General features: G+C 72.5%; 20 protein-coding genes. 8 read left to right on the top strand and 12 right to left on the bottom strand.

The features are described 5' to 3' along the window. Window positions 1–54: 54 nt before the first annotated feature. Together ACFWIS_RS30935 and ACFWIS_RS30940 are read right to left on the bottom strand one after the other, a co-directional pair. On the bottom strand, window positions 55–873 hold the full coding sequence (locus tag ACFWIS_RS30935; protein ID WP_380459299.1) for an ABC transporter permease: 819 nt from the start codon (window positions 871–873) through the stop codon (window positions 55–57). Beyond that, a complete protein-coding gene (locus ACFWIS_RS30940; protein WP_380459296.1) occupies window positions 870–1958 on the bottom strand; it encodes an ATP-binding cassette domain-containing protein in 1089 nt (362 codons plus the stop codon). Before ACFWIS_RS30940 ends, ACFWIS_RS30935 begins: the two co-directional genes overlap by 4 nt. Window positions 1959–2413: 455 nt before the next feature. Between ACFWIS_RS30940 and ACFWIS_RS30945 the strand changes: the two genes are divergently transcribed. Both ACFWIS_RS30945 and sbnB read left to right on the top strand, forming a co-directional pair. Next, window positions 2414–4645: an MMPL family transporter gene (locus ACFWIS_RS30945; RefSeq protein ID WP_380459293.1), complete on the top strand. Its 2232-nt coding sequence runs from the start codon at window positions 2414–2416 to the stop codon at window positions 4643–4645. A 42-nt stretch (window positions 4646–4687) separates the two neighbouring features. Further along, on the top strand, window positions 4688–5695 hold the full coding sequence (gene sbnB, locus ACFWIS_RS30950) for a 2,3-diaminopropionate biosynthesis protein SbnB (RefSeq protein ID WP_380459291.1): 1008 nt from the start codon (window positions 4688–4690) through the stop codon (window positions 5693–5695). Between the two features lie 167 nt (window positions 5696–5862). Here sbnB and metG read toward each other — a convergent pair whose 3' ends face one another. The 3 genes from metG to ACFWIS_RS30965 form a co-directional block, all read right to left on the bottom strand. Beyond that, window positions 5863–7584 (bottom strand): methionine--tRNA ligase, encoded by a 1722-nt coding sequence (metG, locus tag ACFWIS_RS30955; protein WP_380459288.1) that lies wholly within the window; start codon window positions 7582–7584, stop codon window positions 5863–5865. Between the two features lie 209 nt (window positions 7585–7793). Next, the gene (locus ACFWIS_RS30960) at window positions 7794–7994 is read right to left on the bottom strand and encodes a DUF397 domain-containing protein (RefSeq protein ID WP_380459286.1); all 201 of its coding nucleotides are present in this window, start codon (window positions 7992–7994) and stop codon (window positions 7794–7796) included. Further along, window positions 7991–8839, bottom strand: a complete 849-nt coding sequence (locus ACFWIS_RS30965; protein ID WP_380459285.1) for a helix-turn-helix domain-containing protein — start codon at window positions 8837–8839, stop codon at window positions 7991–7993. The genes ACFWIS_RS30960 and ACFWIS_RS30965 overlap by 4 nt, the downstream gene beginning before the upstream one ends. Before the next feature lie 350 nt (window positions 8840–9189). Between ACFWIS_RS30965 and ACFWIS_RS30970 the strand changes: the two genes are divergently transcribed. Beyond that, window positions 9190–9342 (top strand): hypothetical protein, encoded by a 153-nt coding sequence (locus tag ACFWIS_RS30970; protein WP_380459284.1) that lies wholly within the window; start codon window positions 9190–9192, stop codon window positions 9340–9342. A 114-nt stretch (window positions 9343–9456) separates the two neighbouring features. Here the strand turns inward: ACFWIS_RS30970 and ACFWIS_RS30975 are convergent, their stop codons facing one another. Next, window positions 9457–11505: a serine hydrolase domain-containing protein gene (locus ACFWIS_RS30975; protein WP_380459281.1), complete on the bottom strand. Its 2049-nt coding sequence runs from the start codon at window positions 11503–11505 to the stop codon at window positions 9457–9459. A 267-nt stretch (window positions 11506–11772) separates the two neighbouring features. Between ACFWIS_RS30975 and ACFWIS_RS30980 the strand changes: the two genes are divergently transcribed. Together ACFWIS_RS30980 and ACFWIS_RS30985 are read left to right on the top strand one after the other, a co-directional pair. Further along, the gene (locus tag ACFWIS_RS30980) at window positions 11773–13140 is read left to right on the top strand and encodes a sensor histidine kinase (RefSeq protein WP_380459279.1); all 1368 of its coding nucleotides are present in this window, start codon (window positions 11773–11775) and stop codon (window positions 13138–13140) included. Continuing rightward, complete coding sequence (locus ACFWIS_RS30985) at window positions 13104–13754, top strand: LuxR C-terminal-related transcriptional regulator (protein ID WP_380459276.1); 651 nt, start codon at window positions 13104–13106, stop codon at window positions 13752–13754. Before ACFWIS_RS30980 ends, ACFWIS_RS30985 begins: the two co-directional genes overlap by 37 nt. Before the next feature lie 4 nt (window positions 13755–13758). On the opposite strand, the gene cutA is transcribed toward ACFWIS_RS30985, so the two are convergent. From cutA to ACFWIS_RS31000, 3 genes are all read right to left on the bottom strand, one after another. Further along, window positions 13759–14088 (bottom strand): divalent-cation tolerance protein CutA, encoded by a 330-nt coding sequence (gene cutA / locus ACFWIS_RS30990; protein ID WP_380459274.1) that lies wholly within the window; start codon window positions 14086–14088, stop codon window positions 13759–13761. Between the two features lie 56 nt (window positions 14089–14144). After that, on the bottom strand, window positions 14145–15047 hold the full coding sequence (locus ACFWIS_RS30995; RefSeq protein WP_380459271.1) for a class I SAM-dependent methyltransferase: 903 nt from the start codon (window positions 15045–15047) through the stop codon (window positions 14145–14147). Between the two features lie 63 nt (window positions 15048–15110). Continuing rightward, window positions 15111–15602 (bottom strand): hypothetical protein, encoded by a 492-nt coding sequence (locus ACFWIS_RS31000; RefSeq protein ID WP_380459269.1) that lies wholly within the window; start codon window positions 15600–15602, stop codon window positions 15111–15113. A gap of 423 nt (window positions 15603–16025) precedes the next feature. On the opposite strand from ACFWIS_RS31000, the gene ACFWIS_RS31005 reads away from it, so the two are divergent. Further along, a complete protein-coding gene (locus ACFWIS_RS31005; RefSeq protein ID WP_380459266.1) occupies window positions 16026–17081 on the top strand; it encodes an aldo/keto reductase in 1056 nt (351 codons plus the stop codon). A 67-nt stretch (window positions 17082–17148) separates the two neighbouring features. Here the strand turns inward: ACFWIS_RS31005 and ACFWIS_RS31010 are convergent, their stop codons facing one another. Continuing rightward, window positions 17149–17718, bottom strand: coding sequence for a GNAT family N-acetyltransferase (locus ACFWIS_RS31010; RefSeq protein ID WP_380459264.1), 570 nt, complete (start codon window positions 17716–17718; stop codon window positions 17149–17151). A gap of 23 nt (window positions 17719–17741) precedes the next feature. After that, a complete protein-coding gene (locus tag ACFWIS_RS31015; RefSeq protein WP_380459261.1) occupies window positions 17742–18632 on the bottom strand; it encodes an NAD(P)-dependent oxidoreductase in 891 nt (296 codons plus the stop codon). 97 nt (window positions 18633–18729) lie between these two features. Between ACFWIS_RS31015 and ACFWIS_RS31020 the strand changes: the two genes are divergently transcribed. Beyond that, window positions 18730–19062 (top strand): winged helix-turn-helix transcriptional regulator, encoded by a 333-nt coding sequence (locus tag ACFWIS_RS31020; protein ID WP_380459258.1) that lies wholly within the window; start codon window positions 18730–18732, stop codon window positions 19060–19062. Window positions 19063–19072: 10 nt separating this feature from the next. On the opposite strand, the gene ACFWIS_RS31025 is transcribed toward ACFWIS_RS31020, so the two are convergent. Next, on the bottom strand, window positions 19073–19561 hold the full coding sequence (locus ACFWIS_RS31025) for an LURP-one-related/scramblase family protein (RefSeq protein ID WP_380459255.1): 489 nt from the start codon (window positions 19559–19561) through the stop codon (window positions 19073–19075). A 94-nt stretch (window positions 19562–19655) separates the two neighbouring features. Here ACFWIS_RS31025 and ACFWIS_RS31030 point away from each other — a divergent pair, with 94 nt between their 5' ends. Continuing rightward, window positions 19656–20162 carry a GNAT family N-acetyltransferase gene (locus ACFWIS_RS31030; RefSeq protein ID WP_380459252.1) on the top strand — a complete coding sequence of 169 codons (507 nt, stop codon included), beginning with the start codon at window positions 19656–19658 and terminating at the stop codon, window positions 20160–20162. Window positions 20163–20282: the final 120 nt, after the last annotated feature.

Consider the following 20282-nt stretch of genomic DNA (forward strand, 5'->3'; position numbering starts at 1 on the left):
CGGTCCGGACGGGACGGGTACCGCCCCGCCCGAACCGGCCTGCCCGGTGGAGCGTCAACGCGTCACCGCGGTGCGGTAGACCCTCAGGTTCACCGGGATCAACACCGCCAGCATGGCCGCCACCACGATCACCGCGAGCAGCACCGGATGCCGGTCCGGCAGGCTGCCGCCGACCACCGTCGGGGCGTTGCCCCACAGCTCCCGGCAGGCCGCGGCCACCAGGCTGACCGGGTTCCACTCGGCCACCGCGCGCAGCCAGGCGGGCAGCCCGGACAGCGGCATGAACGAGTTGGACAGGAACGACAGCACCACCAGGAACAGCGCCGAAATGCCGTTGATCGCCTCGGCGTTGCGCATCAGCATGCCGACCAGCGCGCCCAGCCAGAGCATCGCGTAGGCGAAGGCCAGCACCAGGACGAAGCCCAGCGCGGCCGAGCCGACGTCCTTGTGGATCCGCCAGCCGACCCCGAGGCCGGCCAGGGTGACCGCGAAGGTGGCGGCCGCGGCGGTCAGCAGGTCGGCCGCGGTGTGACTGACCAGGACGGCGGAGCGGCCCATCGGCAGCGAACGGAAGCGGTCGATCAGCCCGGTGCGCAGGTCGGTGGCCACGCCCAGCGCGGCCACGCCGACGCAGGTCAGACCGACCTGGGCGAACACCCCGGCCATCACGTAGTCGTGGTACTCACCCGAGCCGGTCACCGTCACCACGGTGGCGAACAGGTAGCCGAGCACGACCACCATGGTCACCGGGGTGAGGGTGATCGCGATGATCTTCTCCGGGGTGCGCCGCAGATGCCGCAGGTGGCGGCCGATCAGCGCGGCGGTGTCTCCGAGGGCCGTGCCGAGGCCGGCCGGGGCGCCGATGTCACTCACTGCTGGTCTCCCGTCCGTCCGGCGGCGACGGCCACCGGTTCGCGCTGCTCCGGCCCGTCCGGCCCGTCCGGTCCGTCCTCGTTCTGCTGTCCGGCCTGATCGCCGCGCTCGGGCTGCGGGGCGGCCTGCTCGGGGGCCCGGCCCACCTGGGTACCGCGCCCGGTCAGGTGGAAGAACACGTCGTCCAGCGACGGGCGGCGCAGCGCGAAGTCCGTCACCGGCACGCCGGCCGTCTCCAGGGCGACCGCGGCGGCGGCGATCGTACCGATGCCGTCGGCCAGTTGGACGGTGATCCGGCGCCCGGTGCGGTCCACCTCGGGCTGGGCGGCGGCCACCGGGGCGAGTACGGCCAGGGCCTGCGGAAGGGCCGCGTCGGTGGCGACGCCCACCTCCAGCCACTCCTCGCCGACCTTGCGCTTGAGCTCGTCCGGAGTGCCCTCGGCGATCACCTGGCCGGTGTCGATCACCAGGATGCGATCGGCCAGGAAGTCGGCCTCCTCCAGGTACTGGGTGGTGAGCAGCACGGTCACCCCCTGGGCGACCTGCTCGCGGACCATCTCCCAGAGCACCAGCCGGCTCGCCGGGTCCAGCCCGGTGGTCGGCTCGTCCAGGAACAGCACCTCGGGCCGGCCGATCAGCGCGGCCGCCAGGTCCAGCCGGCGGCGCATGCCGCCGGAGTAGGTCTGGGCCGGCTTCTCGGCGGCGTCCTCCAGCTCGAACCGGGCGAGCAGCTCGGCCGCCCGCTCGCGGGCGCCCTTGCGGCCCAGGTGCAGCAGCCGGCCCAGGAGTTCGAGGTTCTCGCGGCCGGTGAGCAGCCCGTCCACGGCGGCGTACTGGCCGGCCAGGCCGATCCGCCGGCGCACCTGGCGCTGCTGGCGGACCACGTCGTAGCCGGCCACCTCGGCCCGGCCCTGGTCCGGCTCCAGCAGGGTGGCCAGCAGCCGGACGGTGGTGGTCTTGCCGGCGCCGTTGGGGCCGAGCAGGCCGAGCACGGTGCCGGCCGCCACCTCCAGGTCCACGCCCTTCAACGCATGGTGATCGCCGTATCTCTTGCCGAGTCCGGTCGCCCGAATCGCGGTGTCCATCATTCATTCCCCCTTCCACGGAGGTCAGTGGATCGTTCGGAAAGCAGACGCCGGAGCGAATTCCCGGCGTGGGATCACGAAATTCTTCGGAATCGTGCGGGCGTCGGCCCGGTCGGGCAGCGAGGTGTTCGACGACCGGTCGGCCGCGTGCGGCGGCCTGCCGACTTTCCCGAATCATTGGCCCGGCGTCACCCGAATGTGGCCCGCTCGAATGGTTGTCCCTCAACGGGGACCGACCGTAGCACCGGGGAAACGGGCCCGGTAAGGGGCTCCGGCCCGGCTCGGCTGGCAGCAGCTTGCCACCGCAGGATGCTGCAACTCCCAAGGGCTCCGCAGCCGTTCGGGAGGCTCTACGGTCATGGGTATTCCCCCGGTCTCCCTCATGCCGGTGAGGACACATCCCGACCCACTGTCGCCACCGCGGCTTGATCATGCCGCCGATCGCAGGAGAGGTAATGGCAAGTCAAAGGAATTTCGCGGCTCGGCTGGGCGAGTGGAGTGCCCAGCACCGCAAGACCGCCGTCTTCGGCTGGATCATCCTGGTCGTCCTGGTCACCGTGCTCGGTGGCATGGCCGGCCAGAAGAGCCTGACCCAGGCCGACTACGGGACCGGGGAGTCGGGCCGCGCCGCCCAGGTCCTCAAGGACGCCGGGATCAACGACCCGGTCAACGAGCTGATCCTGGTCCACAGCGACGGCCTGACCTCGGACTCCCCGGAGTTCCGCAGCGCCGTCCAGGCCACCGCCGACGCGGTCGGCAAGACCGGTCTCGCGGAGAACCTGCGCGACCCGTACACCACCCAGGCCTTCTCGGCCGACAAGCACTCCGCGCTGATCATGTTCTCCGTCACCGGGGACCCGGACACCGCGGCCGACCGGATCGACCCGGTGATCACCGCGGTGCAGGACACCGCCAAGGCGCACCCGCAGGTGACGCTCGGCGAGTTCGGTGGCGCGACCGCCCTCAAGGGCATCAACGACAGCCTCGGCGAGGACTTCACCCGCGCCGAACTCACCGCACTGCCGGTCGCGTTGGGCATCCTGCTGGTGGTCTTCGGCGCCTTCGTGGCGGCCGTGCTGCCGGTCGCCCTGGCGGTCACCGCCTGCATCGGCGCCATGGGCCTGCTCGCGCTGAGCAGCCAGGCGGTGCCGGTGGACGGCATGACCAACTCGGTGATGTTCCTGATGGGCCTCGCCGTCGGCGTCGACTACTGCCTGTTCTACCTGCGCCGTGAGCGCGAGGAGCGGGCGGCAGGCCGGGACAAGGCGACCGCGCTGCGGATCGCCGCCCACACCTCGGGCCACTCGGTGATGGTCTCCGGCCTCACCGTGATGGTCGCGATGGCCGGCATGTTCCTCTCCGGACTGACCGTCTTCGAGGGCTTCGCGATGGCCACCATCGAGGTCGTCGCCGTCGCGGTGGTCGGCTCGATGACCGTCCTGCCGGCCCTGATGTCGATGCTCGGCGACAAGGTCGCCTCCGGCCGGATCCCGTGGATCAGCAAGCGCCGCCAGGCCGCCGCGGCCAGCCCCAAGCCCGCCAACGCGCTGCTGCGCGGTGTGCTGGCCCGCCCGGGGATCTTCGCCGCGCTGGCCGCCGCCGTGCTGCTGGTGCTGGCCCTGCCGGCGCTCGGCATGAAGACCGAGAAGCTCGGCATGGACAAGCTGCTGCCCTCGGACAACCCGCTGGTCTCGGTCTCCCAGCAGATCGACCGGGAGTTCCCCGGTTCGCCCTCGCCCGCCACCGTGGTGGTCAAGGCCGACGACATCGAGTCGCCGCAGATCGCCAAGGGCATCGAGGACTTCAAGCAGGCCGCGCTGGCCTCCGGCAAGACCGGCAACCAGATCGACGTGCGGTACTGGAAGGACAAGAACATCGCCCAGATCAGCGTTCCGCTGGCGGGCAACGGCACCGACGCGACCTCCAAGGCGGCTCTGACGGCGCTGCGCGGGCAGCTGGTGCCGCAGACCCTCAAGTCCGTCCCCGGCACCACCGCCCTGGTCGCCGGTGACCTCGCCTTCTCGGTCGACTACAACGACCAGCTGGACAAGAGCATCGTCCCGGTGTTCGCCTTCGTCATGGGCGTCACCTTCCTGCTGATGCTCTTCTCCTTCCGCTCGCTGACCATCTCGATCACCTCGATCCTGCTCAACCTGCTCTCGGTGGCGGCCGCGTACGGCGTGATGACCGCGGTGTTCCAGCACGGCTGGGGGGCCTCGATCGTCGGCACCAAGGCGCCGGGCGCGATCGAGTCCTGGATGCCGCTGTTCGTCTTCGTGGTGCTGTTCGGCCTCTCGATGGACTACCACGTGTTCGTGGTCTCCCGGATCCGCGAGGCCTACCTCTCCGGCAAGTCCAGCCGGGAGGCGGTCGGCCTCGGCATCCGCAACACCGCCGGGGTGGTCACCAGCGCCGGTCTGATCATGGTCGCGGTGTTCGCGGTCTTCGGCACCCTGGGCATGCAGGACTTCAAGCAGCTCGGCATCGGCCTGGCGGTCGCGGTCCTGCTGGACGCCACCCTGGTCCGCGCGGTGCTGCTGCCCGCGGTGATGGCCCTGCTCGGCGACGGCAACTGGTACCTGCCGCGCTGGCTGGGCGGCGGTCGCACCACCCGGGCCGCCCACGCCGCCGGGGCGCCCGCCGCCAACGGGCACCACGAGCCCGCCGGCACCGCCTACGTCGGCTGACCGAGCGCCCCTCCTCCTCCGTTCACCACTGGAGCCACCACCGTGTTCGAGTTCAGAGTCATCGACGGCACCACCGCCCGCGAGGTCATCGCGGGAGCCAGGCCCCGGATCGTCCAGGAGGTCCGGGAGACCTACCTGACCCACGGCGCCGGCGAGTCCGTGAACCCCGACAGCTACTTCCTGCGGTTCCCGGCCAAGCCGGACGCCCGGATCATCGCCCTCCCGGCCTACCTCGGCGGCGGCGTCGGCCTGGCCGGCCTCAAGTGGATCAGCAGCTTCCCGGCCAACATCGAGCGGGGCTTCCCGCGCGCCTCGGCCGCCCTGCTGCTGAACGACTACGAGACCGGCTACCCGTTCGCCGTCCTGGAGGCCTCGCAGATCAGCGCGGCCCGTACCGCGGCCTCCGCCGTGCTCGCCGCCGAGGTGCTCGGTGGCGGCCGTACGGCGGGCCGGCTCGCGGTGGTCGGCGCCGGCATCATCGCCCGCAACATCCTGGAGTTCTTCGGCGCCCAGCAGTGGGCGATCGACGAGCTGGTGGTGCACGACCGCAAGGCCGAGTACGCCCAGGCGCTCGTGGACCACGCCGACGCCGAACTCGGTTACCCGGCGCGGGTGGTGGAGGACCTGGGCGAGGCGCTCAAGGGCGCCGACGTGGTGGTGCTGGCGACCACCGCGGGCGAGCCCTACATCCTCGACCCGGAGACCTTCGCCCCCGGCCAGCTGGTGCTCAACATCTCGCTGCGCGACCTCGCCCCGGAGATCATCGGCGGCGCGTACAACGTGCTCGACGACGTGGAGCACTGCATGAAGGCGAACACCTCCCCGCACCTGGCCGAACAGCTCTACGGCAACCGGGAGTTCGTCACCGGCACGCTCGCCCAGGTGATCGAGGGCGAGGTCGCCGTCGGCACCGACCGCCCGGTGGTCTTCTCGCCGTTCGGCCTCGGCGTGCTCGACCTCGCGGTCGGCGCGCTGGTGCACGACGAGGCGGTGGCCGCGGGCAAGGCCACCGAGATCCCCGGCTTCTTCGCGGAGACCACCCGTTGGTAGGCCACGGCGCGGACCCGCCCCACCGGGACCGCTGACACCGGGCCCGTCCCCCAGCGGGCCCGTCACCACCGACGAGGGCCCCGACCGTTCACCACGGTCGGGGCCCTCGTGGGGTTCCGGACTCGGATCGAGCAGACTCGGACCGAGCGGGCTCGGACCGGTCGGTCTCAGGCGTCGGCGCCGCCGAACCGGGCGGTCCAGGCCGCCAGGTCCTCGTCGGTGATCTTCGCGAACAGCACCGGCGGCACGGTGAACGGCGTTCCGGCCGGGACGAGGTCCAGCGCCCGCGCCTCGTCCCCGGTGATCCATCGGCGCTCGTCCGCGGGGAGCGCGAAGGCTCCGCGCATCGCCGCCGCCGCGGCCGGGACGAACGGCTCGGACACCACCGCGTACAGGTGGATCAGGTTCATCGCGGTCCGCAGGGTCAGCGCCGCCGCCTCCGGGTCGGTCTTCACCTGCCGCCACGGCGCCGTCTCGTCCAGGTAGGAGTTGCCCGCGCTCCACAGCGCGCGCAGCGCCTGGGCGGCCTTGCGGAAGTTGAGCGCGTCCAGCTGGGCCTCGTACTCGGCCAGCAGGCCGGCGATCTGCTCGCCGAGCCGCGCCTCGGCCTCGCCCGCCGCGGCCCCGGCCGGGACGTCGTCGCCGAAGCGCTTGCGGCTGAACGTGAGCACCCGGTTGACGAAGTTGCCGAGGGTGTCGGCGAGGTCCTTGTTCACCACCGAGGCGAAGAGGTCCCAGGTGAAGCTGGAGTCGTCCGACTCGGGGGCGTGGGCCATCAGGAAGTAGCGCCAGTAGTCGGCCGGCAGCAGCTCCAGCGCGACGTCGGTGAAGATGCCGCGCTTCTGGCTGGTGGAGAACTTCCCGCCGTAGTACGTCAGCCAGTTGAAGGCCTTGACGTAGTCGACCTTCTTCCACGGGCGGCGCGAGCCGAGGATCGTCGCCGGGAACATCACGGTGTGGAACGGGACGTTGTCCTTGGCCATGAACTCGGTGTAGCGGACGGCCTCGTCGGCCTCGTACCACCAGGACTTCCAGTCCCGCGGCTGCCCGGCTCGGGCGGCGTCCGCCCACTCCTTGGTGGCGCCGATGTACTCGATCGGGGCGTCGAACCAGACGTAGAACACCTTGCCCTCGGCGGCCAGTTCGGGCCAGACGTCGGCCGGCACCGGGACGCCCCACTCCAGGTCGCGGGTGATCGAGCGGTCCTGGAGGCCCTCGGTCAGCCACTTGCGGGCGATCGAGGAGGCCAGCACCGGCCAGTCGTCGCCGTGCTCGGCGATCCAGGCCTCGACCTCCTCGGTCAGCTTCGACTGGAGCAGGAACAGGTGCCTGGTCTCCCGGACCTCCAGGTCGGAGCTGCCGCTGATCGCCGAGCGCGGCTCCAGCAGGTCGGTCGGGTCCAGCACCCGGGTGCAGTTCTCGCACTGGTCGCCGCGCGCCTTGTCGTAGCCGCAGTGCGGGCAGGTACCGACGATGTAGCGGTCCGGCAGGAAGCGGCCGTCGGTGTTGGAGTACACCTGGCGGACGGCGCGCTCCTCGATGAAGCCGTTGCGCTGCAGCTCGCGGGCGATCTCCTGGGTGATCTCCCGGTTCTGCGGCGAGGAGCTGCGGCCGAAGTGGTCGAAGGACAGCCCGAAGCCGTCGTACACCGCCTTCTGCGCTTCGTGCGCCCGGGCGCAGAACTCGGCGACCGGCAGTCCGGCCTCCTGGGCAGCCAGCTCGGCGGGCGTGCCGTGCTCGTCGGTGGCGCAGATGTACAGCACCTCGTGGCCGCGTTGGCGCAGGTAGCGGGAGTAGACGTCCGCCGGGAGCATCGACCCGACCATGTTGCCCAGGTGCTTGATCCCGTTGATGTACGGAAGGGCGCTGGTGATCAGGTGCCGAGCCATCCTCGGATGCTCCGATTTCTCCCGCACGCGCACCCCACCCGGAGTGCTGTGCCAGGCGCAGGGGTCCACTGTGGGCTGCCAAGCCTACCGCCGCCGACCCGGCGGACCGCTCCGCCGCCCGGCCCGGGCGGCCGGGTTCACGGCCAGGTTCACAGCTGGATCCACGGCTGGATCCACGGCTGGATCCACAGCCGGATTCACGGCCGGGTTCACGGCCGGGCGGGATCGGCGTACCGGTCGAACTCCCCCGCCTTCACCCCGCGGACGAAGGCCGCCCACTTGCGCGGCGTCGTCCGCACGACCACGTCGGGCCGGTCCGACTCGCGGATCTCCACCAGGCCGCCCCTCGCTCTGACCTCGACGCAGTCGGTGCTCTCACCGCTGGCCGACGCCTTGCGCCAAACGTTCATGCGAAATCTTTCAGTAAGGCCAGGATGAAGTCCCGGGACTCCGCCGTCCCGAGCGCGATCGCCGCGGTCTTCTCCTTGATCCGCCGATAGGAGGCCAATTCCGCTTCGGAGTGCACGAACTTCGGCCCGTGGGAGAGGTCGATCTGGACGGTGTCCAGCTCCGGGACGGGCCCCCGGGCGAGATACAGGCTCTCCCCGGACCCGGTGTAGGTGGGGACGCTGAACGGGATCACCCGGATCTCCACTCCGGGGCGCTCGGAATTCTCCAGCAGGCCCAACAGCTGGCAGCGCAGCACTTCCGGGCCGCCGAACTGCATGCGCAGCGCGGATTCGTGCAGGATTGCGCTGTACGGCTTCGGACGGTCCACGAAGATCTGCTGGCGCCGAATCCGGAATGCCTTCCGGACCTCCGCCTCCTGCCGGTGCTGCGCGGGGAGCCGCTCGAACACCGCGGCCGCGTAGTCCGGGGTCTGCAGCAGCCCGGGGATGAAGGTGCTGTTCAGGATGGACAGCGAGGCCGCGTGGTGCTCCATTTCCGCGATGTCGACGATCCCGCTGGGCATCCGCCCCCGGTAGCCGTCCCACCAGTACTTCCGGCGGTCCTGCGTCATGGCGAGCAGGGCGTCCAGGTACGGCCCGTCCGGGCAGCCGCAGGTGCGCGCCCAGAGCCGCAGCCGCTCGGCGCTGATGCCCGACTTCCCGTTCTCCATCTGGGAGATCTTGGGCAGGTCGGTGCCGATCGTGGCGGCCAGGCTCTTGGGCGTCACGCCCACGCGTTCGCGCATCCTGCGCAACTCGATCCCCAGGCGCTGCTGGCGCACGGTCGGCGACAAGCGGGGTGGCATGACTCTCTTCTCCGGATCGCGGCTACGGTCGATGCTTCCGGTGAAGTGTGCCGTGCACACCGGGCCCTAGCTAGCGAATTGGGGGATACCCCACGATGGAGTGAACGTCCAGTCCCTCGGTAGCAACTCTGGCACCCTGACTCTAGGGTCATCCGTGTCACTCACTGACTTGTTGCTCCCTAAACAGTCGCCAATCATCCGTAAAATACACACCAGATGCATGGTCAGGGCGCTCGACATCACCGACCGGAGACAGCCATGCCCCTTCCCCCGCCTCTCCGCCTTCCCCATCGCCCCCACCTTCCCCGGCGCTTTTCCGCACCCCGGTGAATGCCCTTCTCGTCGCCGGATTGTCCGCCCTCCTCCTCGCCGTCCTATTCGTCGGCTGGCTGGTCTGGCTGGTCAGCGTCCAGCCCCGGGACCTCCGGGCGACGACCCGCGAACTCCGGGCGACGAAGCACGACTTCACCCCCCGTCCGCCCGTGCCCGGCCGGCCCGAGTAGCGGGCCGGCCCGCCGACACCGCCGACCCGGCCGCCGACGGCGCCGCACCCCCGGAGAAGCCGCGAGGCCCGGAGCCTCCCCGGCCCCGGGCCCTCCCGCACCCCCACCCCGCTCTCACCCGATCAGGTCCAGCGTCCCCGCCCAGGGCCCCGTCCCGACCAGGTCGTAGCCGCCCGCCAGCACCACGAACAGCAGCGCCGCCAGCGTCACCCCGGTGTAGTGCAGCCGACCGAACACCCCCCACCAGCCGCGCCGCCAGGCGACCACCGCGCAGACCACCATCAGCAGGGTGAGCACCGCCGCCCCCGCGTACATCGCCGGCACCACCTTCAGCAGCGGCGAATCCCCCAGGAAGAGCGTCTGGTTGAGCGCGTTGGAGTCCGAGGTGAGGAGCGCGAAGCACCCGGTGGCGACGACCAGCACCGCGCCGGTCACCCACCCCAGCAGCCGCACCACCGGCTGCCCGGCCCGCCCCTTGCCCCGCACGGCCCGCACCACCGCGGCCACCAGCCAGCCGATCACGGTGAGCCCCAGCAGCGCCAGGCTCCCGATCGCGATCCGCTGGTGCAGCTCGGGGGCCTGGTACCAGGCCAGCGGCTGGTAGGCGATGGTCGGGTCGCTGTCCGTGACCATCGAGACGACGTCCCCGTCTCCGTTCAGCTCGAAGGCGAGCTGCGCCGAGCCGCCGACCTGCTGGAAGAGGCCCGGCTGCACCTGCTCCCACTGGGTCTCGTCGACCTGCGGGTCCCGGCTGACCGGCCCGGTCACGATCAGCTTGCCGTCCCGGGCGGCGATGTGGACGGAGCCCATCAGCGCCGCCGCCTTGGTCAGATTGGACTGGCTGACCCGGGTCGACCGGTAGTCCCCGGTGAACTTCCCGAGGTCCCCGCCGATCGCGGCCGGCGCGGCGGCGGAGGGGGAGGCCGGGTAGAAGCGGTCCACGAAGGCGTTCAGCACCTGCTGGGTCATCCACCCGCCGGTGGCGTCCTCGCCGTCCCCGTTGACGGTCACGTACAGCCCGACGCCCCGCGCCGGCAGCAGCGCCAGGTTGCTGTGGAAGCCGGGCACGTCGCCGTCCTTGACCAGCAGCTGCTGACCGTTCCGGTTGCGCTGTTCGAGCAGGTAGGCCATGCCGGGGATCCGCTGGTCGGGCCCGAAGTGCCGGGCGAGCAGCAGGGCGTCGCCCTCCCGGTCGAGGATCGAGCGGCCGTCCACCGAGCCCCCCTGGAGCTGGGCGAGCATCAGCCGCCCCATGTCGGTGACGGTGGTGACGGCGGCCGCGCCGGTCGGGGTGAGCGGGCCGTAGAGCCCCTTGGTCTCGGTCTGGCCGTCGCCGTCCGGCCGGTAGCCGTGGGCGAGGTCGGCGTCGATGCCGGCCGGGTGCGGCTGGGCGAAGGTGGTGTGGTCCATGCCGAGCGGCTGCAGGACGTGCTCGGCGACGTACTGGTCGAACGGCTGTCCGGATACCACCTCGACCAGGTAACCGGCCAGCGCCACACCGTAGTTGTCGTACGCGGCGGTCACCCCGGGCGCCCGGACCCGGTCCGGCTGGTGGGCTGCCAGCGCCGCCCCCAGGCCGCCGACGCGCTGCGGGGCGGCCTCGGCCAGCCCCATGAAGGTGTCGTCGAAGCCACCGGTGTGGGTGAGCAGGTTCTCCACGGTGACCGGGTGCCCCGGGTAGCTGTCCTTGATCTTGAAGCCGGTCAGGTAGGTGTTGACGTCCGCGTGGACGTCCAACTTCCCGGCCCGGACCTGCTGGAGGACGGCCACGGCGGTGAACACCTTGGCGTCGGAGCCCATGAAGAACGCGGTCCGGGCCGGGTCGACGGCCTTGCGGTTCGGCACGTCGGAGACCCCGTAACCGCCGGCGAAGACCTGCTGCCCGCCGGCCACCACGCCGACCGCCGCGCCGGGGATCTTGTGCTCGGCGAGCAGTTTCGGCACGATCTCGTCGAACAACCGCTTCACCGACCCGGGGTCGGGTGGTGCCGTCGATCCGCCCGCCGCCGCCGAACTCCCGCTGGCCGCCGTCGTGGTGGCGGCGTGGGCGCGGTCCGGCGTGAGCCCGTACAGGAACAGGCCGATCGCCGCGAGCACCAGGACCAGTCGCACCCAACCCCGCCGGACCAGCGGCCGGTTACCCTCTTCACGTCGCACGCTCATGGTGAACTCCCGTTCGGTACAAGTGGCTTGTGGAAGCTCCGGCGCCCTGCGGCGGGTTGCCTCCCGACACCCCCAACACTAGGTCGGGGAGCACCACCGGGACATGGCCTCTGGGCGTCGATCGGGGGGTGTACCCAGGTACCACCAACAGGGGTCCAGGGCCCAGTGATCGGAGCGGCGCCGGACGGCAGTCTTGTTGTCGTCAGCAAGCGACGCAACGGGTAGGGATACCGGCCGCGAGGCCGTCACGGAAGGGGCCGAGCGGTCATGACCAGCAGCATCACCACGGGAGTTGTGAGCAACGTGCAGAACACCGACACCACGAGCGGCCGCGCCGGCCGACGGAACCCGCTCGGCGCGCTGCGCAACGCCGTCGCGTCGCTCTTCCGCGGCCCGGCCCTGGCCGCCTTCGCGGTGCCGCAGCTGGCGCTGCTGACCGCCGCCTCGGTCGCCGCCTCCCTGCTGGGCCTCGGCGTCGGCGCCCTGCTGGTGCCGCCCACGATCCTGGCGGTCCGCGGCCTGGCCGGGCTGCGGCGCCGGCTGGCCGCCCGCTGGTCCGGAGTGGAGATCCGCGACCCCTACCAGCCGCTGCCGGAGGGCGGTGCGGGCTTCAAGGGGGCCTGGAAGCGCTGCCAGGCGATGCTGTCGGACCAGGCCACCTGGCGCGACCTGCTCTGGCTGCTGGTCGACCCGGTGATCGGCTTCACGGTGGCGCTGCTCCCGCTCGCGGTGGTCGCCTACGGCGTCTTCGGCCTGGTGCTGCCCCAGGTCTGGCAGTCGATCGCCGACAACGGCGGCAACACCTGGTACCTCTGGTTCCACGTCACCGACTCGGCCGCGGCCGGCACCGCCGCCCTGTTCGGCGTCCCGGTGATGCTGGCCGGCCTGGCGCTCGCCCCCGCCGCCCTGCGCGGCCACACCGCCCTCGCCAAGGCGCTGCTCGGCCCGACCGCCCGGGCCGAGGCGCTGGCCGCCGAGCGCAAGGTCGCCCACCTCACCGAGACCCGCCGCGACGCGCTGACCACCCAGGCCGCCGAGCTGCGCCGGATCGAGCGGGACCTCCACGACGGCGCCCAGGCCCGACTGGTCGCCATGGGCATGAACCTGGGCGTCGCCGAGCGGCTGGTCGAGCGTGACCCGGAGGCCGCCAAGCAGCTGCTCGCCGAGACCCGCCAGGCCTCCGCCTCCGCCCTCAACGAGCTGCGCGACCTGGTCCGCGGCATCCACCCGCCGGTGCTCGCCGACCGCGGACTGGCCGACGCCGTCCGGGCCCTGGGCATGGACAGCCCGCTGAACGTGACCGTCTCCGCCGAACTGCCCGGCCGCCCCGAGGCCCCGGTCGAGTCCGCCATCTACTTCGCCGTCTCCGAGGCCCTCACCAACGCCGCCAAGCACTCCGGCGCCACCCACGTGGACGTCCAACTCTGGTACGAGAACGGCACCCTGAAGGCCCAGATCACGGACGACGGCACCGGCGGCGCCGACCCCTCCCGCGGCACCGGCCTGCGCGGCCTGGAGCGCCGACTTGCTACCTTCGACGGAGTCCTGGCCGTCCGCAGCCCGCTCGGCGGCCCCACGACCCTGACCATGGAGCTGCCGTGCGAGTTGTACTCGCGGAGGACCTCTTCCTCCTGAGGGACGGTCTGATCCGGATGCTGCAGGCCTACGACTTCGAGGTCGTGGCCGCGGTGGACACCGGACCGGACCTCCTGCAGGCCCTCCTCACCGAACGGCCGGACGTGGCAGTCGTCGACGTACGACTCCCCCCGACGTTCACCGACGAGGGCCTGCAGGCGGCTCTGGAAGCGCGCCGGCAGATCCCGGGTCTGCCGGTGCTCGTGCTTTCCCAGTACGTGGAGCAGCTCTACGCCAAGGAGTTGCTCGCCGACGGCAGCGGAGCGATCGGCTACCTGCTGAAGGACCGGGTCTTCGACCCCGACGAGTTCGTCGCCACCGTCCACCGGGTGGCCTCGGGCGGCACCGCGCTCGACCCCCAGGTGATCGCGATGCTGGTCAGCAACACCGAACGCACCAAGCCGCTGGCGCGCCTGACGCCCCGTGAGCGCGAGGTCCTGGAGCTGATGGCGGAGGGCCGCTCGAACGGGGCGATCGCCGAGCGGATGGTGATCACCGAGCGGGCGGTGAAGAAGCACACCGCGAACATCTTCCTCAAGCTCGACCTGCCGCCCTCCGAGGAGGACCACCGCCGGGTACTGGCGGTGCTGGCCTTCCTCCAGGTCGCCCCCTGACCGACTAGGACGCCGTCTCCCCGGCCACCCAGCGCAGGTAGCCGGGGCTGCCGGACACCACCGGCACGGCGATCACCTCGGGCGTCTCGTACGGGTGCCGCGCGGCGACGAACCCGGCCAGCCGGCCGGCGAGTTCGGCCCGGGTCTTGAGGTCGATCCGCCACTCCTCGGCGTCCTGCACCTCGCCGTCCCACCAGTACACCGACCGCACCGGGTACACCTGGGCGCAGGCCGCCAGCCGCTCCCGCACCACGGCGGCGGCCAGGCCCCGGGCCTGCTGCTCGCTCTCGTGGGTGGTGGTCACCACGACGAAACCCTGCTCGTTCGCTGCCATCCCCCGAGCCTAGGGCGTCTCCCGCCGGGCGCCCGGGCGGGCGGGGCCGGAGTCCCTCACCCCCTGCGGGCGGTGTGGACGGTCATCGCGGACAGGTAGAAGGCGTCCGGCCGGTGCAGGATCCCGGTCGGGGCGTCCTCGTCGATCAGTGCCGCCAGGGTGGCGCGGTCCTCCGGGTCGAGCACCTCGGCGAGCTGGTCGTACCGCCGGGCGAGCTGGGTGCGCAGGTACGCACGGACCGGGGGGTCCAGCGGGGCCGGGCGGTCGACCAGGAAGGTGCGGGTGCCGCTGGGGGTCAGCCCGGCCCGCCGCAGCATGGCCGGCCAGTCCTCGATCTCCTCGGTGGCGCCCGGGAGTTCGGCCCGCATGGTGGCGAAGCCGTCCTCGTGGGCGGCGTCCAGCCGGGCCTGGAAGCCGGGTCGGCCGAGGCCGAAGTCGCGGGGCAGGAAGCGCGGCGGCAGTCCGCTCTCGGCGACGGCGAGCAGCCCTCCGGGGCGCAGCCGGCCGGCCAGGGCGGTGAGTGCGGCCTGCTGGTCGCCGAGGTGGTGGATGGCGTTGCCGGACCAGATCAGGTCGGCCTCGCCGAGCTTGTCGAACTCGGCTGGCAGCTCGGCCTGTTGGGTGCCGAGCCGGCCGCCGGAACGGGTCCGGGCGCGCTCCAGCAGGGCGGCCGACTGGTCGACGGCGACCACCTCGGCCGCCGGGAAGACGTCCGCGAGCAGCCCGGCGATCACCCCGGGCCCGGCTCCGACGTCGAGCACCCGGCGCACCCCGCCGTCACCGGCGAGCCCGGCCAGCCAGTGCCCGGCCCCGGTGACGGCCTCGGCGCGCAGTTCGGCCTCCTGCTCCAGGTGCGCCGCGAGGGCGTCCCAGTCGAGGTCGGCGGCGGGCACCTGCCCATGACTGTGGCCGTGGCCGTGGCCGGGCTGCTGGTGCTGGTGCTGCTGGTGTGCGGACATGGTGTCCCCTCTCAGATGGTGGATCGGTGGTGGATGGTGCCGGGTCGATGGCAGCCTGCCCGCTCAGACGGCCGGCGCCCGGCCGGACGCGCGGCCGATCTCCTCGTCCAGCAGGTCGTGATCGAGGGCGAAGGCGGCGGCCGCGCCCGTCCCGGCGGCGACGACCACCCGGGCGCGCGGGTCGGCGACGTTGCCGACCGCCCAGACGCCGGGCCCGCTGGTGCGGCCGGTCCGGTCCGTGGTGACCCAGCCGTCGTCGTCCCGGGCGCAGCCCAGGCCGACGAGCAACGCGTCCCGGGGCACCGGCCGCGGGACGACGAACGCCGCCTCCCGGTCGACCACCCGTACGCCGCGCGCCGCGAGCCGCTCCCGCTCGGTGACGGTCGGCTCCAGGGTGTGGGCGAGCAGCACCACGTCGGCCGACCACTGCCGCAGCAGCAGCGCCTGGTCGACCGCCGCCGGGGAGGTGCCGAGCACCAGGGCGGCGTTCAGTCCCGCCGCACCGGCTCCGACCACGACCGCGTCGTAGCGCTCCGCCGTACTCTTCTCGCTCATCGTCGCTCACCTCCACCGCCAGGCTGCGACCGACCACCCGATTCCGGCAAGCCTTGTTGCCATCTCAGCAAACACCTTCCGTCCCGCTCCCGGTCCACCGCCAGTACGGGCGGGCGGCCACCACCCGCGCCACCCCGTACCCGGCGAAGGCCCCGGCCCCGACCCAGGCCACCTGCAACACCTGCCCGGGCGTGGCCGGTTCGCCCTGCCGGATGCCGACCACCCCGAGCGAGCACAGCGACAGGTAGCGGTGCCGTTGTGCACGCAGGCGGCGTACATCTGCTCGCCGCTGGTCCCCGCGAAGCTGCCGGGGTGGCCATCCCGTTCCCCCGCCAGGGGGTCCCCGGAACTCCTTGCCCTGGAGCGCACTCCAACTCCTAGCATCTCCCCCGACCCACCGACTCACCGACCAAAGGACCCCCCATGCGCTACCGCGCCCTCGGCGGCACCGGCATCGAGGTCAGCGCCTACTGCCTCGGCACGATGATGTTCGGCGCCATCGGCAACCCCGACCACGACGACTGCGCCCGGATCATCAACACCGCGCTCGACCGGGGCATCAACTTCGTCGACACCGCCGACGTCTACTCGGCCGGCGAGTCCGAGGAGATCGTCGGCAAGACCCTGGCCGCCCGCGGCGACCGGGACGACATCGTGCTGGCCACCAAGGCGCACTTCCCGATGGGCGAGGGCCGGGGCCGCGGCGGCAACTCCCGGCGCTGGATCGTCCGCGAGGTCGAGGAGAGCCTGCGCCGGCTGCGCACCGACCGGATCGACCTCTACCAGATCCACCGGCCGGACCACACCACCGACATCGAGGAGACCCTCGCCGCCCTGGGCGACCTCGTCCGGGCCGGCAAGATCCTCTCCTTCGGCTGCTCGACCTTCCCCGCCGAGCAGATCGTGGACGCCCACCACGTCGCCGAGCGCCGTGCCCTGCCCCGCTTCCGCACCGAACAGCCGCCCTACTCGCTGCTCGCCCGCGGCATCGAACGGGACGTCCTGCCGGTCGTGCAGCGGCTCGGCATGGGCGCCCTGACCTGGGGCCCGCTGGCCGGCGGCTTCCTCACCGGCCGCTACCGCAAGGGCCGCCCGGTCGACCTCAGCACCGGCCGCCCCGCCATCAACCCGGGCCGCTTCGACCCGGCGCTGCCCACCACGGCCGCCAAGCTGGACGCGGTCGAGGCCTTCACCGAGCTCGCCGACGGCCTCGGCCGCACCCTGCCCGAACTGGCCACCGCCTTCCCGCTGGCCCACCCCGCCGTCACCTCGGTGATCATCGGCCCCCGCACCCTGGACCAGCTCGAGTCCGCCCTCAAGGCCGCCGACCTGGTCCTGGACGACGCCACCCTGGACCGGATCGACGCCATCGTCCCGCCCGGCACCGACCTCTACCAGGCCGACGGCGCCTGGCAGCCCCCGTCCCTCACCACCCCCGCCCTCCGCCGCCGCCCCACCCCCGACCGCCCGGCCGCCTGAGGCCTCGGGCGTGTCGCCGTCCCGCAGGCGGGAGTTCGAAGACACGCCCCAGGGTCCGGCACCGAACTCACGCCCTCGGCGCGGCGAAGCAGTGGACCAGGACCGTACGGCCGGAGGCCCAGCACTGTTCGCCGCTGCCGAGCAGGGTCCAGCCGAGGCGGCGGTAGAGGGCCAGGGCGGCGGTGTCGGTGGCGAGCACGTCGAGCACCGGGTGCAGCCCGAGCGTCCGGGCGTGCACCACGGCGTGGGCCAGCAGCCGGGCGCCGGCGTCCCGGCCGCGGGCGGCCGGGGCCACGTACAACCGGCCGATCACGGCGGTGAGTTCCGGTCTGCCGCCGGTGCGCAGGCTCCACAGTCCGGGGGCCATGTCCCCGGGTCCGCTGCGGACCAGCCCGACGTGGCCGGCGATCCGGCCGTCCGCCTCGGCGACCCAGGCGGCCAGCAGGCCGTCCGGGGTGAGCCAGGCGGCCGGCCGCTCGGGCCACTCGGCGGGGTAGCCGTCGGTGGCGTGGACGTCGTCCAGGGCCCGTACACAGTCGGCGAGGTCGGCGGCACGGCGCCGACGGACGCCCACCCCCACCCCGCTCCACGGTGGGCCGGACGCGACGACATTGGCGCGTTCTTCAAGGTCAGCCATGCCGGTACGTTACCGGCAGGCCCTCACCGCCGCAGCAGGTCGACCACGCCGCTGAGGTCCTCGGCGCCACTGCCGAGCGCCAGCCGGTGCTCCATCAACCGGAAGTACGGGGACAGCAGTTCGGCGCTCACGCCCTGTTCCTCGGCGGTGCGCAGCAGCGTGCCCTTCCCCGCGACCTGCATCTCCAGGTTGGAGGCCACCCTGGTGGTGTAGTCCCCGCTCTCCAACCGCTCCGCCGTCCCGGCCACCGACCCGGCCATCGCGGTGAGCCAACTCCCCAGCAGCGGAGCCAGCTCGCCCGGCGCCACCCCCGAGCCGCGCACCAGCGCGAACGCGTGGGCGATCCCGGCGAACATCCCGTACATCGCGCTGAGCAGCGCCACGTCGTGCAGTGCGGCGTGCCCGGCGTCCGCACCGACGTACCGGGCCCCAGCCGGGACGCCCAGCACCTCCCGGTGCTCCTCGAACAACTCCCCCGAGCCGCTGTAGAAGACGTACGCCCCGGCCCCCGGAACCCCGATCATCGGCGGCACCGCCATGATCCCGCCGTCCAGGTAGCGGGCCCCGCGCGCCTCGGCCCAGGCCGCGCGGGCCCGCGCCTGCCCGGGGGTGCCGGTGACCAGGTTCACCACGTCCTTCCCCGCCAGTTCCACCACGCCCAGAGCCTGTTCGACCGACTCGTCGTCGAGCAGGCAGACCACCACCAGCCGCCCGGCGGCGACGGCCTCGGCCGCGGTGGCCGCCACCTCGGCGCCCTCGGCGGCCAGCGGTTCGGCGCGGGCGCCGGTGCGGTTCCAGACGGTGAGCGGGTGCCCGGCGGCGAGCCAGGCGCGGGCCAGTGCGGTGCCCATCGCCCCGAGGCCGAGCAGCGCGACGGGGAACTTCGACTGATTCTCAACTGCCTTCTGTGCCATGCCGATCAGCCTCGATCAACCCCCACCCCCGATCAAGTACGCACTTCGGAGTGGGTGGTTACCCTGGGGTGAGCGACGAGGTCGGAAGGGGTGGGGCATGGCGACCGTGCCGAGGCCGGGGGCGCACGTCTGCGGAATCGACGCCGCGATGGACGTGATCGGCGGCAAGTGGAAGGTGCTGATCCTGTGGGCCCTCGGCGAGCGCCCGCACTGCCGCTTCGGCGAACTGCGCCGGCTGGTGCCGGGCATCACCGAGAAGGTGCTGGCCGCCCACCTGCGCGAGCTGGAGGCGGACGGCATCGTGCACCGGGAGGCCCACCAGGAGGTGCCGCCCCGGGTCGAGTACGCGCTGACCGAAGCGGGGCGGCACCTGAACGCGGCCCTGGCCCCGCTGGGCGCCTGGGGCCGGAGCCACGTCCTGAACCGGTGACACCGATGCCTCAGTGCTCCTCCTCCGCCAGGTGGTCCACGCAGGCCGCGATCGCGAGCAGCAGCCCGGTGTCCGCCCCGTCCGCGACCTCCACCCCGTAGGTGTCGCGGACCCGGAACCACTTGCGGGAGATCCGGGCGAGCTGGTCCCCGTGGTGGTTCTCGATCCGGTAGTCCTTGTCGATCAGGTCGCCGTGGATCCGCAGCTCACCACCGCCGGCCAGCTCCACCAGGTACTTGTCCCGGAACGGGGTGAACAGCTTCTCCCGTACGGTCGCCACCACCTCGCCGTCGGCGTCCTCGATCCTCATCGCGTCGCGGACGGTGAGCATCTTCTCCTTCACCACCACGACCACCCGCCCGTGGGCGTCCTTCAGCTCGAAGGTGTGCCGCAGCCGCAGCACCTTGCCGTCCACCAGGTAGGCCTTGTGCCCCCGGTCGTCCTCGATCCAGTAGTCGTCGCCGACCGCGAACAGCTTCTCCCTGACCAGGTATCGCACCACAGCCTCCTCCGAACCCGACTCGAACCACCCATTCGACCCGAGCCCCCACCCACTACCAAGCACCGCCGCGCCGCCCCGTTTCAATACCGCCATGCTGATCACCCCGCTGCACACCGAGCGCCTCGACCTCCTCCCCCTCACCCCCGACCACGCCGACCACCTCGCCACCGCCCTCGCCGACCCCGCCCTGCACACCTTCACCGGCGGCCGCCCCGCCACCTCCGAGGAACAGCGCGCCCGCTGCGCCCGACTCGCCGCCGGCTCCCCCGACCCGGCCGAGGTCTGGGCCAACTGGGTCCTGCGCCTGCGCGCCGACGCCACCCTGACCGGCTACGTCCAGGCCACCGTCCACCCCGCGGCCGCCGAAGCCGAACTCGCCTGGGTGGTCGGCACCCCCTGGCAGGGCCGCGGCCTGGCCACCGAAGCCGCCCGCGCCCTCCTCACCCACCTCACCGCCTCCGGCATCACCACCGCCACCGCCCACATCCACCCCGCCCACCACGCCTCCGCCCACATCGCCCGCACCCTCGGCCTGCACCCCACCCCCCACACCCAGGACGGCGAAACCCGCTGGCAGACCCATCTCCCCCACCCCTAGGCACCCACCCCCCACCCCCGCACCCCCACCCACCCGCACCCACCCCCCCACCTCCCCCTCACCCACCCAGGCGAGAGGGACGCGCTGCGGAAGGGGGCGGTGGAGGGGGTGGGTGCGGAG

The organism is Kitasatospora sp. NPDC127060 (assembly GCF_042724935.1).
Lineage (GTDB): Bacteria > Actinomycetota > Actinomycetes > Streptomycetales > Streptomycetaceae > Kitasatospora.

Coding starts and splice junctions, on each gene's coding strand:
- ACFWIS_RS31000 (WP_380459269.1), bottom strand. CDS start 15,602: ATGAGCGAGAAGAGTACGGCGGAGCGCTACGACGCGGTCGTGGTCGGA.
- ACFWIS_RS30945 (WP_380459293.1), top strand. CDS start 2,414: ATGGCAAGTCAAAGGAATTTCGCGGCTCGGCTGGGCGAGTGGAGTGCC.
- ACFWIS_RS31030 (WP_380459252.1), top strand. CDS start 19,656: ATGCTGATCACCCCGCTGCACACCGAGCGCCTCGACCTCCTCCCCCTC.
- ACFWIS_RS30995 (WP_380459271.1), bottom strand. CDS start 15,047: ATGTCCGCACACCAGCAGCACCAGCACCAGCAGCCCGGCCACGGCCAC.
- ACFWIS_RS31005 (WP_380459266.1), top strand. CDS start 16,026: ATGCGCTACCGCGCCCTCGGCGGCACCGGCATCGAGGTCAGCGCCTAC.
- ACFWIS_RS30975 (WP_380459281.1), bottom strand. CDS start 11,505: ATGAGCGTGCGACGTGAAGAGGGTAACCGGCCGCTGGTCCGGCGGGGT.
- ACFWIS_RS31015 (WP_380459261.1), bottom strand. CDS start 18,632: ATGGCACAGAAGGCAGTTGAGAATCAGTCGAAGTTCCCCGTCGCGCTG.
- ACFWIS_RS31010 (WP_380459264.1), bottom strand. CDS start 17,718: ATGGCTGACCTTGAAGAACGCGCCAATGTCGTCGCGTCCGGCCCACCG.
- ACFWIS_RS31020 (WP_380459258.1), top strand. CDS start 18,730: ATGGCGACCGTGCCGAGGCCGGGGGCGCACGTCTGCGGAATCGACGCC.
- cutA (WP_380459274.1), bottom strand. CDS start 14,088: ATGGCAGCGAACGAGCAGGGTTTCGTCGTGGTGACCACCACCCACGAG.
- ACFWIS_RS30980 (WP_380459279.1), top strand. CDS start 11,773: ATGACCAGCAGCATCACCACGGGAGTTGTGAGCAACGTGCAGAACACC.
- metG (WP_380459288.1), bottom strand. CDS start 7,584: ATGGCTCGGCACCTGATCACCAGCGCCCTTCCGTACATCAACGGGATC.
- ACFWIS_RS30960 (WP_380459286.1), bottom strand. CDS start 7,994: ATGAACGTTTGGCGCAAGGCGTCGGCCAGCGGTGAGAGCACCGACTGC.
- ACFWIS_RS30940 (WP_380459296.1), bottom strand. CDS start 1,958: ATGGACACCGCGATTCGGGCGACCGGACTCGGCAAGAGATACGGCGAT.
- ACFWIS_RS30965 (WP_380459285.1), bottom strand. CDS start 8,839: ATGCCACCCCGCTTGTCGCCGACCGTGCGCCAGCAGCGCCTGGGGATC.